This is a genomic window from Algoriphagus antarcticus, from assembly GCF_002150685.1.
Taxonomy (GTDB): Bacteria; Bacteroidota; Bacteroidia; order Cytophagales; family Cyclobacteriaceae; genus Algoriphagus; species Algoriphagus antarcticus.
In genome coordinates, this window is sequence record NZ_MSSW01000044.1 from 90,797 (window position 1) to 103,428 (window position 12,632).

Below are 12,632 nucleotides of genomic sequence, written 5' to 3' on the forward strand. Positions count from 1 at the left end.
CTATACAACCGAATAAAGAATAGAGATATGAATTTCAAATGACTTTTTATTTCTTATAACTGAGTATTTTCAAAATACAAATCATTGTTCCTTAACCTTAAACCCTCAATTCTAATGAATGCTATTATCTCATTTATCAAAGGCCTAAAAGCTCACTTTTGGGTACTTGCTTTTTCCGGTTTACTACTATTTGCCAAAACAGAAGCAACTGCTCAAAACGTCGCGGCTTCGCCTGAATACATAAAAGCCCTGACTTCGGAATGGGTGGGGGAAAGATCTGCGGATGGAAGGCCCAAAGTTTCGGATTCTATCTTGGAGCGTCTTAAAAATATCTCCATCGAGGAAGCTTGGGGTGTGCTGCGCAACAAAGGTTATCAAAATCAATACGAGGGAGAATGGCAAATCATGCTGCCGGACGAAGCTATGACCGGTAGAGTAGTGACCGCTCAATACATGCCGCTTAGACCGGATATGGAGAAGCAAATTAAGGATCAAGGAGTTGAAAAAGAGGGGAGATCGCCCAAAGGAGGAACAAACTCATGGCCAATTGACATCCTTTCCAATGGGGATGTCTACGTAGCTGATAGCTATGGTAAAATAGTGGACGGAACGCTTATCGGCGATAATCTCGGCAATGCAATCTATGCCAAATCTCAACGAGGAGTAATTTTCAACGGGTCAGTTCGTGATCAGGAAGGACTTTCTGAAATCGAAGGTTTCAACGCGTGGACGAAAGGTCAAGACCCATCCTACATTCAGCAGATGATGCTGACTTCTATCAATGCTCCGATTCGAGTTGGTCGAGCTACGGTTCTTCCGGGTGATATTGTTTTGGCAAAGAAATATGGAGTGATTTTTATTCCAGCCTACTTGGTGGAAGAGCTTGTATTGACTTCCGAAGTCACGGGGCTCAGGGATGAGTTTGGACATCAACGACTTCGTGAAGGCAAATATTTAGCTGGTCAGATTGATAGTGAATGGACAGATGAGATTAAAAAGGACTTTCTAGCCTGGTTGAATAATTATCCGGGAAAGCTTCCAATGACAAAGCAGGAATTGGACGATTATCTGAAAGAAAGGAATTATTGAGTTCTGATGTGAGGATCAAAAAGGAGGTGTGCTCAGTAAACTCCTGATTTAGTCTTTGCTTACTGAATTTAAATTTCCCTTGGATACTCATGAGTTAAAATTGATAAAAACAATAACCCATTATACCATGAAAAATACACTACAAACCCTCATTCAAAAAAATAAGGAGCAGGAGCGTGCATACACATCACAGCGACAAGCAGAAATTGATAATCCATTCACAAAAGACAATAGAAGAGATTTTCTTAAGAAAACAGCGCTAGGAGGACTGAGCTTGACTGCTCTAATGGGGCTCGGTATCGAAGATACGATGGCTGAGACTACCAAGAATGTGCGAAGAGCTTCGGCTCCTTCAGATTTGAAGATCACGGATTTGAGATATGCTCACACAGCAGTGATGGGAGGTACAGCTATTTTACGTATCGATACCAATCAGGGAATTTATGGTTTGGGTGAAGTGCGAGATGGTGCTGATCCCAAATATGCCTTGATGCTCAAAAGCCGGATCTTAGGCGAAAATCCATGCAACGTGGAGAAAATATTCAAAATCATAAAGCAGTTTGGAGGTCAGTCACGCCAAGCTGGAGGTGTCTGCGGAGTGGAAATGGCACTTTGGGATCTTTGTGGCAAAGCCTACAACGTACCCGCTTGGCAGTTGCTTGGTGGGAGATATAGAGATTCAGTCAGACTATATGCAGATACCCCGGAAGCAAGTTCGCCGGAGGAGCAGTTGAAATTGATCAAATTCAGAACGGAAGAACAAGGCTATACCTGGTTGAAAATGGACGTATCAATCGGTGAGATCATGGATATTCCTGGATGTCTGGTAAATCCTGAAATTTTCAAAAATGGGAAAAGCCAATGGTCCGGTGGTTACATGTCTTACGGTAATACTTCGCACCCATTCACAGGAATACAAATCACTGAAAAAGGGCTCGATGAACTGGCAAAAATCGTGGATCATGTGCGTGGAATGGTGGGTTATGATATTCCTTTATCCACAGATCACTATGGTCACTTCGACTTGAATAACTGTATTCGTCTCGGACAGGCGCTAGACAAATACCGTCTGGCTTGGCTGGAAGATATGGTGCCCTGGCAATTGTGGGAGCAGCACAAGACAATTACCACTGCACTTAATACACCTACTACAACCGGAGAGGATATTTACTTGCTTGAGTATTTCAAAGATCTAATAGATAATCATGCGGTGGATATCATCCATCCGGATTTGGCATCTTCTGGAGGGCTTTTGGAAACAAAACGAATTGCAGATTATGCCGAAGAAAAAGGTATTGCAATGGCTATGCATCAGGCAGGAACACCGGTTTCATTTATGGCAAATGTTCATTGCGCAGCAGCTACGCAAAACTTCCTTGCACTTGAGCATCACTCAGTGGATGTGCCATGGTGGGAGGATCTTGTGACCATGACAGGTGGAGGCAAGATGATTGACAAAGGCTATGCTCCAGTTCCATTGGATGCGCCAGGACTAGGAATCGAACTGAATGAGGAAGTGGTGAAAGCTCATCTTCATCCTTCAGACAACTCTTATTTTGCTCCAACGGACATGTGGAATGAAAAGCGTTCCCACGATAGAACCTACAGTTAAGATTACCTATTTTACCTATTGACAGACCCGAGAGCTAGTTTTAGAACTGGTTTTCGGGTTAATTTCATATGAATTCACCCAAAATTCCGTCATTTTGAATCCAAAAATTACAAAAGTACTTTCGATCGTTACCGGTGTATTTTTCCTAGCCGCACTTGCTACCAGTATCTTTTCAGGTATTGCAAATGCGGGCCCGCTTTGGATCGGTTTTTTTTTCATTTGTGCGATAGCATTTCTCGGAAATCCCAAGCTGAAAGGTTTCGCTTATTCCCTGATGATTTTCGGAGCGGTGACTACCTCACTTTATTATCCGGTATATTTCGTGGAATACGATGGATTCAAATTTAGTGCTCTGATAGTTCCTTTGATTCAAGTAATCATGTTTGGAATGGGTACATCGATGAGCATCAAAGATTTCCTTGGAGTAATCAAAATGCCCAAAGGGGTTTTGGTAGGGGTAATGTGTCAATTTTCTATCATGCCTTTTATAGGATTTACTTTGGCAAGCCTAAGTGGATTTCCTTCTGAGATAGCTGCGGGAATTATCCTTATAGGTTGCTCGCCAAGTGGAATGGCTTCCAATGTTATGAGCTATTTGGCGAATGCGAATCTGGCTTTGTCTATTACTGTTACTTCTATTACCACTTTACTTGCTCCATTCGTTACTCCGTTTTTGATGGGCTGGCTGGCAGGAGAATTCGTGGAAATCAATGTGATTGATATGATGTGGAGTATCGTGAAAATGGTAATTATCCCGATAGGGGCTGGACTGATTTTTAATTATTTCCTACGAGGAAAAGCAAAATGGCTGGACGATTTGATGCCTATCATTTCTATGGCTGGAATTGCTCTCATTATTGTGATAATCACAGCAGCTGGCAGAAATAGTTTGCTGGAAATTGGCCCACTGCTAATTATTTTAGTTTTGGTACACAATGTTGCCGGGTATTTCTTAGGCTATGGAGCTAGTAAATTACTTCGGATGAATGAACGGGACTGCCGAACTATTGCAATAGAGGTAGGAATGCAAAATGGCGGACTAGCTTCTGGCATAGCCAAAGAAATGGGTAAAATAGCCACCGTGGGGCTTGCTCCGGCTGTTTTTGGACCACTGATGAATATCACTGGTTCCATTCTCGCTTCTTATTGGCATAAAAAACCGACAGAACCAGAGAAAATTCCTCAATAATCTAAGGCAGTTTATAGGCCTGACGGGCCAGCAATTTCCACTGGCCCTTTTCTTTTTGCCAAACCAGAATTACACCTATTTTAATAGCGTTTGACTTGCCTCCATCCAGCACATCAGCAGCTAATGTATGTCTGACGATCGCTACATCTTTCTCTACTTTAATGGTTTGATTTTCAAAAGTGACCGTTGCAAAATCTGATGCACCAGTCACTAATGCTTCGATAAACTGTGCTTGATTTTCGAGCTTTCCACTCGAATGTCCATAGCTAAGATTTATCGAGCTGACTTCGCTCAAGTTTGCTATTGTAGGGTCTATCAATGCTAGGCGCAACTTTTCCACTTGGGATGCTACATCTTTATCTGCTTGCGCAAAAGCAAATGCGCAACAAAGGAAAAGTAGTAAAGTTAGGGAGGTTTTCATGTTTTCGTGGACTGGGTATTTTTCGCAGATCTATTTTAAAAAGAATGGATTTTGGTAGTCAAGGACACTTTTCCTCAACAATTATTTCTCCTGCACAATCGTGAAAATGTTCTTTTCCTGCACACCTTTGACCTCATGCTCCACCATCACCGGGATTTCAAACGTATCAAATTCCTTGAGATGCAAAGTCTCGCCGTTGATGAAAAACTCGACTTCGCCTTTTAACACAGTCAGAAGAGAAGGGACATTTGCCGTATGTTTTTTTAGAATTTGATCATGCAGGAGTCCAATGGCAAAGTAATTTGTCTTGTCAGTACGCTGTATAGGGCAGACAGAAGGTCTTTCCTCTGTAAAAGCTAAATTTTCCAGGATATTCATGTTTTAGAAAGGGTTTAATTTGAAAAATGGATTACCCTATAAATTAGGTATTCTTTCTCAAAACGCCTTTCTATCAAGGCTAGAAATTGTAGAAAATTCTTTCATGCAACCTACTATTCTGTTTCTTTTTCCATCTGAGAACCGATGAAAGGAATTCTCGGGGCAAGAAAATACCCGGTCAAACTTGCAAAAAGAATTGGGATAAAATAGCTGAAACCAGTTAATGTTGCCAATAAAATAGTGGTACTCATCGGCGTTCTTGTCACGCATGCATTGATCCCAGCCATGCAGCTGACGATAGTAAGCGTGAGGTTAGTTTCGGGGAAAATGTGATGAATAATCAACCCTAATGTGGCACCTACAAAAAATAGTGGGATGATAAATCCTCCTCTCCAGCCTGATGTCACAGTAACAGAGATTGCCAATACTTTGAATATTAATATTGCGATCAACGCGTTCAACGCAAAATCTCCCGCCAGTAATTCGTTGATTTCTTCGTGACCAAAATATCGTGTGATCGGGAAATAGTAGGAAATTACTCCTAAAAGGATTCCTCCAATTAGCGTTTTGACATAGATGGGAAGAGGCTTTTTGTTGAAGAGGTTTTTGAAGAATTTGGTACAAAAAATAAAGCCCCAACCAATAGCTGTGGCTGCCATGGCAAACAATACAGCGTAGCCAAAGTCAAAAACTCCCGAGTATTCGTAAGAAGCGACGTCCCATGTGGCTCCCAGTCCAAGCTGAACGATAATCGCAAAGACCAGGAAACTGAAACAACTCGCAACTAAAGCTGGAATTATGGCTTTATAATATTCTACAGCGTGCTTATGATGCAGTATTTCCAGAGAAAAGAGACTACCTCCAAGTGGCGCCCCGAATAATGCAGTGAATCCTGAAGCCATTCCTGCAATACTCATTGATCTCAAATCTTCACCTTTCATACGAAACACTTTTCCGAGCCAAGTCCCTGTGGATCCAGTCACTTGTACGAGCGGTGCTTCCGGCCCTAGACTTCCGCCGGAGGCTACGCACAGAAGTGAAGAAATGATCATGGAAGGATTGTTTTTAGGATCCAGCTTTCCCTTGTTGAAGCGAATGTTATTGACGATCAGGTGAATTTCCCCTGGATCACCGATGAAGTGTATCACCAGTCCAGCTAACAATCCGCAGATTGCCATTACAGGAATAACTTCCCAACCTTCAAAAATCGAAAGTTTGTGAGTCAGGAATTCCAGCACAATCCAGTATATACCTGCTATGGCACCGCCAATCAATCCAAGTAAAGCCCACAACAGGAATGTTCGGCTGAATAGAAATGGGTTGAATCGGATGGATTGATCAAGAAGGTCCAGTGTTTTGACCAGATTTCTTCTTCTCTTTAATTTCAATTTCTGAATTGAGTTTGTTAAAAGGAAATCAATTTCGCGAAAGCGAAGTAACCCAGCCTATTTCGAATTTACAAATTCAAATGCCTCATCAAGCTGTAAAACACCAAAATACCACTCATTTCAATCTGTACTTTAGCCAAGAGACGGCAGTTCAAGATATTCCTAAAATGGCTCTATATGGATCAATACATTCCCGAGCTCAGGAATCACTTTGCAAAGTTTGTCCTTCAGCCGATGAGAAATATCATGTCCTTCAGTCACGGTCAATTCACCCGGTACCAACGCATGTAAATCGACGTGGTATTCCATTCCAGCTTTTCGGATAAAGCATTTTTCTGTGCCTTTTACACCTTGAACAGTCAAAGAGATCTGACGGATTTGTTCGGTCAGTTCCTCGTAATTATTCTCATCCATCACCTCGCCTAGCGCAGGGCGAAAGATTTTGTAGCAGTTGAAAAGAATGAAAGCTACCGCAAAAAGTGCAGCGTAATCATCAGCTGTTTCAAATCCTTCTCCTCCGAAAATCGCAATCGTGATCCCTATGAAAGCAGCTACTGAGGTAATCGCATCGCTTCTATGATGCCAGGCTTCAGCTTTAAGCGCACTGCTTTTAGTCTTTTTGCTTCGGCTCATTACCACATGGAAGGAAATTTCCTTCCAAATAATGATTCCTGCCAAGACGATTAAAGTAAATGGTTTGGGTGATTCATGAGGAGTGATGATATGCTGATAGGCTTGCCAGGCTATAGTGCCAGCAGAAATAATCAGGAATACTACCACCAGAAATGTGATCAAAGGCTCGGCTTTCCCGTGTCCGTATGGATGATTTTCATCTGCAGGTCTTGCAGAATATTTCAGTCCAAAGAGCACAAGTAAAGAGGAGAAGACATCTACTACAGATTCTATTCCATCGGCTATTAACGCATAGGAATTTCCAAAAATACCTGCCAGGAATTTGATTGCCGCCAATACAACATTTCCCAGCATACTGAAAATGACAGTTCTTATTGCAAGGTTTGAGTTACTCATTGACTGAAGGACTGCGAGAGAATCAATTTATTCAATTCTAGTATTAAAGTCAGAATTGCCATTTGGGGAATAGTCCAGATTAAGATTGTACTATCTCTATCAAGTAACAAATGAATCCCTTTTTGCTAACATTTCCACCCCTTTTTGAAAGAATGGAAAGAATACTTCAATAAAAGTGAATAATAGATTCGCTGGAGATTATGGTTTTGCGCTAGTTGACTGAAGCACTAGAGCCCAAATTTATCCAGAGTTGATTGATGCAAGTACTGAACAGGATTAGAAAAAAATTGTATGATTTTACGGAATCGTGCCACTATCAAATTTAGATATCATCAGCACCTCCCCTTGACATATTCTTAAACCGGTGTCCGAGCCTAGCCGAGGCCTTTTGGTGTATTACTGGCTACTGGCAGAAAAGCGTATAAGCCTCAAAATATTCATGAATTAGGACTTCATACATGGGAATGAAAGTGTACAGATCAAATATGGCTTTGACTCGGGAGCTGGCGCTCAGTCTGAAAGCGAACAAAACCTTAACAACAGTGACCTCTGCTAAACCTTTGTTTCCATAGTGGTTAAACAAAAAAGCCGGAATTCATCACGAATTCCGGCTCTAGCTTTTATAGGCTTTAAGAAGCAAATGCTTCTTTGTTTCTTTCCCGGCTGATTGTTCCTGGGATAGACTGATCCATTTTTAGTGCGATAAAACCTCCAAAAGCACAGATTGCCATTCCAACAACCATAGGAAATGCTGAGCTGGCATGGAATAAACTTACAATTGCTGTGACTATTCCTCCAATCGTCATACGCATACTTCCCAGCATGGCTGAGGCTGAGCCCGCATTTTTGGAAAATGGAGCCATAGACAGCGCAGTTGTATTAGGCCCATTCAATCCGTGAGCTGTAAGGAATACAAACATCAAAGCAATCAGACTATACACATTCAACAGATTGAAAAATACTCCTACAACAAGTAATAATCCTGTAACGCTTTGGTAGTGTAGTGAGAAATTAATGATTTGCTGAGAAGAGAATTTCTTTAATAAAATATGATTCAACTGAGTCGAGCCTATCATAGCAAAAGCCAAAATTGCGAAGAGCCATCCAAATTGATGTTCGGTAAAACCATACAAATTCATGAATACATCTGCAGAACTGGCGATGTAAGCAAATGGAGCAGCGCCTGCAATTCCTCCTGCAAGCATATAAACCAAAAATTGACGATTTTTCAGAACATTTATATAGCCTTTCCACACCTGCTTGGGTTTCAGTGAAACTTCCCTGTCAGGAAGCGCTCCCGCAGGAAGTACTATTACTGTTGCTATCCAAATAATGGCAGTCAAAGCCGCCAGAATAATAAATACCCAGTGCCAATCATAAGCTGCCGTCACAAATCCACCCAAAGTTGGAGCAATCATGGGAGAAACAGCTATCACCAAAACGAGCAAAGACATGGCTTGAGCGATTTTCTTTACTGGGAAAATATCTCGAACGATAGCTTGTGCTGATACCATTCCTGCACATCCACCGATTGCCTGTAGGAAGCGCATGAAAATTAGATTTTCTACAGACTGAGACATAGCACAACCTATGGAGGCTAAGATATAAATTGCCAAACCTGCATAAAGAGGTTTTTTTCGGCCATACTTATCCAATAGAGGCCCATAAAATAACTGACCGATGGCGATACCAACAAGATAGGCAGTAAGGGAAAGCTGGATATTTGAAATAGGCGTATTTAAATCTCTCGCCATCGCCGGGAAACCCGGAAGGTACATATCTATTGATAAAGGAGAAATCGTACACAAGGCACCTAGTACGAGGACAATTTTGAAGTATTCCTTTTTGCTGTATTTCTTACCCACCCTAAAAATATTTTGACCCTAAAATTTTGGCTATCCAGATTAAACAGGCTTGACTGTTGTTGAGTTCGTAAACATTGGGTTATTTTTTTGGCAAATATTCAGGCATGAGTAGAGTCTGTTAAATAATCAATAAACCCCTAATTTAGTATGCTTATAGAAAAAGGGTAAAATGGAAGATTTTGGATTTAGCTCAAAATACCAAAGAATTGATTTTCCCATTATCCATCAATTCCTTGATTCAGAGCTTTCTCCTTCCTAAATGCTACAGATAGCCAAGCTTTTGGGAACAATTATTATTTTCTATATTTAGTAAGGGACACCAGCGCAAAATATAGAGGTAGTTATCTTTTCTTCAACTCCACCCAAAATGGAAAATATCTCTTTCCGTCCACCGTATAAAATGGCACTAAATCTCCTTCTAATTTATCAAGTCGCACATCATTCATTTCTAAAATATCGATGAAACTAGTGGACTGATCAAGTGCGATACTGGCTTGATTTCCCATTTCCAAAGTCATTTTCCCATTAGGTGGCACGGGTTTTACAAATTTGAATTTGATGTCATAAACCCCAGTTTCAATTGCCACTTTCCAATAACCAAAAATATCCTCCTGAGCCCATATTCCACGCTCTCCAGCCGCATCATTTCGATTGAGAAATACAGGATTCTCAGCTTTATTCCCTATTTGAATTACTGGCGGATTGACTAGATTCTCCTCATGGATCAACTCTTGATAGATTTCATCCAATTCTGATTTCAGTTCTTTGGCTTTTGCAGTGTTGGTTTTTGATAGGTTTTGCAATTCATAAGGATCTTTGCTTAGGTCAAAAAGATCAAAGCTTTCAATTGCAGCATTGTAGCCGGTATTCCCAACCAATTTCCAGCCTGCTTTCTGAATGGAAATATTCTCATAAAGCTCAGGGTATTTCCGAGTCCAGTAAGAAAAGTAGCTGCGATCCTGAGATTCAATTTTTTCACCTTCAATCAGAGGAAGCATGCTTTTACCATCAATTTTCCGGTCGGTAGGCACTTCAAAACCACATAGCTCTGCGAGAGTTGGCAGTACATCCAAATGAGCAGAAAGGATATTGACTTCTTTGTTTCCTTGGAAACCATCAGGGTAGCGGATGAAAAAAGGCGCTCTCACTCCACCTTGGAATACATTTCCCTTCAACCCACGCAAACCTGCCACATAGCGTTGCTGCTGTGGACCATTGTCTGTCATGAAGATCACAATCGTGTTTTCTTCAATGCCCAGTTCTTCTAGTTTTTGGAAAAGCTTTTTCAGGTTATCGTCAATGTTTTCCACCATCGCATAGACTTTTCGTGCATTTTCCTTGTCTTTTTCTGACATGGGATAAAAGGGTTTCCTATCAGTCCCGAAACCAACTGATGGGTCGATGTCTTTATATTTTTGATAATATTCGTCCGGCACCTGAAGTGGCGTGTGCGGCGCGTTGAAAGACAGATAGGTGAAAAATGGTTTGTCCTTGTTTTTCTCTATAAAGTCGATTGCCTCGCTTGCAAAAATATCTGAGCAATAGCCATCGTAGCTTTCTCGCTGATTGTTGTGCCAAAGCACTGGGTCAAAATAGCTTCTATCATCTTGGTAATAAGTAGTGAAATCGCCCACTTGTCCCATTCCACCAGAGAGGTGAATCAATGACTCGTCAAATCCCTGATCACTCGGGCGCATGGGATAATTATCTCCCAAGTGCCATTTTCCAAAAATTCCAGTCACATAGTCTTTTGACTTCAATAGCTCGGCAATTGTGATTTCAGAGCTTGCCATCATCGCTCCGCCATTGTAGGTGTCGCGAACGCCGGTGCGGAGAGAATATCGCCCTGTCATCAAGCTCGCTCGGGTAGGAGCGCAGACGGGGGATACATAGAAATTAGTGAATCGCACACTCTCTTCAGCGAAGGCATCTATGGTTGGCGTATTGATGTGAGGATTGCCATGTGTTCCCAAATCTCCAAATCCTTGGTCATCGGTGATGATCAGGATGACATTTGGTGATTTTATTTTTTGCTGCGCAAAGCTAAAATGGAAAGCTATTAAAAATAGAAGGGTAAAAATGGAGCTATTGATTTTCATTAGGTTATGGTTAGAACGTAACAATAACCTAAAAATAGATTTTCTTGACAGAAAGGGTATCCTGTTTATGAATAAGGATTCGAGTGAATTACAGATCGTGCCTTTGGCACTCTTGATTTTTCTGTCGATCTATTGACCCCGAATTTCGCTTTGCTGTATTCTGGGCTCTTATTGGTTGTGCCTTTGGCACAATTGCTCTGAAGAATATTGAAGCCCCTTGCCAACGGCAAGGTCAGTAAAAGCCCAGAATGAAATTCTGGGTTGAAAAGTAAGATTTAGATTGTCAGAATGCCAAAGGCACGATCGGTATTCCAAAGTGTAATTTTTGCCGTTTATTTAGCGAATTATCCTAAAAATCAATCTCGTCTATACTTCTCAGTTGCACGTGTTTCTTCATCTTCTTTTGGATGATTTTGAAATGGTGCAATTCCTCCTCAGAGACCAAAGAAATAGCTTCGCCAGTTGCACCGGCACGGCCCGTTCTGCCGATTCTATGTACATAGTCTTTTGGAGAGCGCGGCAATTCGTAGTTGATCACCAGTGGTAAAAATTTGATGTCAATTCCTCTTGCTGCCAAATCAGTTGCAACTAGAATCCGTGTTTTACCGGATTTGAATGTATGCAATGCTTCAGTTCGAGCACCTTGGCTTTTGTCACCGTGAAAAGCCAGTGCATCTATTCCGTTTTTGTTGAGCTTGGTGACAATATTGTCCGCCGCGCGGATAGATGAAGCAAAAACCAAAATCTGCGACCAATCGCCGGAATTAATTAAGTAGCGAAGGAAAGGCCCTTTTTGCTCCATCGGAACTCGATAAGCATACTGCTCGATAAGATCCGGAGAAATAGTGTCTGGCTCGGCAGCGATCCGCACCGGTTCATGTAGCATTTCATCAATCAACTTTTCTACGGATTCTTCACTTGTAGCAGAGAAGAGAATGTTCTGACGGGTTGCAGGAAGTTTTTCTAGAATCTGATCCACTTCCTCTTTGAACCCCATATTCAATACCTTATCAGCTTCGTCCAAGACAAGAACTTCCACTTGATTAAGATTCAGAGAATTTTTCGACAGCAAATCCAATAATCTACCTGGAGTAGCTACCAAAATATCCGTTCCATAGATTTTCATCATTTGTGGATTGATGGAAACTCCTCCGAAAACTGCCAATGCTTTTACCGGTCTGTTCAGAAAACGTGCAAAATTCTCGGTGACTTCAGCGACCTGACTTGCCAGCTCCCGAGTTGGGACTAGCACCAAAACAGGAATCATACGTCCTTTATTTGGCGCTTTTTCCTGAAGTCTTTGAAGGATAGGAAGAATGTATGAAGCCGTCTTTCCAGAGCCGGTAGGGGCGATTCCGAGCACGTCTTTCTTTTGCAAAATAGCTGGTATGGCTTCTATCTGTATAGGATATGGGCTATCGTAGTTAGCTTTTTTGATTGCCTCAAGTATTTGCTTGGAAAGTCCTAAATCTGAAAAGTTCATCTGAGTCTATTTTCCGCAAAGTTAAGGCTTGGAAATTACTATTGTACTTTTTCGGTGATCTTGATGAACTAGCTACAAA

The 12,632-nt window shown here is 41.5% G+C and carries 10 protein-coding genes; 3 read left to right on the forward strand and 7 right to left on the reverse strand.

Going from position 1 to position 12,632, the window contains the following annotated elements:
* The first annotated feature begins 114 nt into the window (after nucleotides 1-114).
* The 3 genes from BVH04_RS14825 to BVH04_RS14835 all read left to right on the forward strand — a co-directional run bounded on the left by BVH04_RS14825 (nucleotide 115) and on the right by BVH04_RS14835 (nucleotide 3,890).
* A complete protein-coding gene (locus BVH04_RS14825; RefSeq protein WP_086542243.1) occupies nucleotides 115-1,089 on the forward strand; it encodes an RraA family protein in 975 nt (324 codons plus the stop codon).
* 127 nt (nucleotides 1,090-1,216) lie between these two features.
* Nucleotides 1,217-2,701, forward strand: coding sequence for a mandelate racemase/muconate lactonizing enzyme family protein (locus tag BVH04_RS14830; RefSeq protein ID WP_086542273.1), 1,485 nt, complete (start codon nucleotides 1,217-1,219; stop codon nucleotides 2,699-2,701).
* Between the two features lie 94 nt (nucleotides 2,702-2,795).
* Nucleotides 2,796-3,890 (forward strand): bile acid:sodium symporter family protein, encoded by a 1,095-nt coding sequence (locus tag BVH04_RS14835; RefSeq protein ID WP_394335233.1) that lies wholly within the window; start codon nucleotides 2,796-2,798, stop codon nucleotides 3,888-3,890.
* Between the two features lies 1 nt (nucleotide 3,891).
* Here BVH04_RS14835 and BVH04_RS14840 read toward each other — a convergent pair whose 3' ends face one another.
* The 7 genes from BVH04_RS14840 to BVH04_RS14870 form a co-directional block, all read right to left on the reverse strand.
* Nucleotides 3,892-4,311, reverse strand: a complete 420-nt coding sequence (locus BVH04_RS14840) for a nuclear transport factor 2 family protein (protein WP_086542244.1) — start codon at nucleotides 4,309-4,311, stop codon at nucleotides 3,892-3,894.
* 81 nt (nucleotides 4,312-4,392) lie between these two features.
* Nucleotides 4,393-4,689, reverse strand: a complete 297-nt coding sequence (locus tag BVH04_RS14845) for a cupin domain-containing protein (protein WP_086542245.1) — start codon at nucleotides 4,687-4,689, stop codon at nucleotides 4,393-4,395.
* A gap of 113 nt (nucleotides 4,690-4,802) precedes the next feature.
* Nucleotides 4,803-6,077, reverse strand: coding sequence for a chloride channel protein (locus BVH04_RS14850; RefSeq protein ID WP_086542246.1), 1,275 nt, complete (start codon nucleotides 6,075-6,077; stop codon nucleotides 4,803-4,805).
* A gap of 162 nt (nucleotides 6,078-6,239) precedes the next feature.
* Complete coding sequence (locus tag BVH04_RS14855) at nucleotides 6,240-7,106, reverse strand: cation diffusion facilitator family transporter (protein ID WP_086542247.1); 867 nt, start codon at nucleotides 7,104-7,106, stop codon at nucleotides 6,240-6,242.
* A gap of 629 nt (nucleotides 7,107-7,735) precedes the next feature.
* Nucleotides 7,736-8,971, reverse strand: a complete 1,236-nt coding sequence (locus BVH04_RS14860; RefSeq protein WP_086542248.1) for a multidrug effflux MFS transporter — start codon at nucleotides 8,969-8,971, stop codon at nucleotides 7,736-7,738.
* A gap of 341 nt (nucleotides 8,972-9,312) precedes the next feature.
* Nucleotides 9,313-11,070 carry an arylsulfatase gene (locus tag BVH04_RS14865; protein WP_086542249.1) on the reverse strand — a complete coding sequence of 586 codons (1,758 nt, stop codon included), beginning with the start codon at nucleotides 11,068-11,070 and terminating at the stop codon, nucleotides 9,313-9,315.
* A 349-nt stretch (nucleotides 11,071-11,419) separates the two neighbouring features.
* Nucleotides 11,420-12,553, reverse strand: a complete 1,134-nt coding sequence (locus BVH04_RS14870; protein WP_086542250.1) for a DEAD/DEAH box helicase — start codon at nucleotides 12,551-12,553, stop codon at nucleotides 11,420-11,422.
* Between the last annotated feature and the right edge of the window lie 79 nt (nucleotides 12,554-12,632).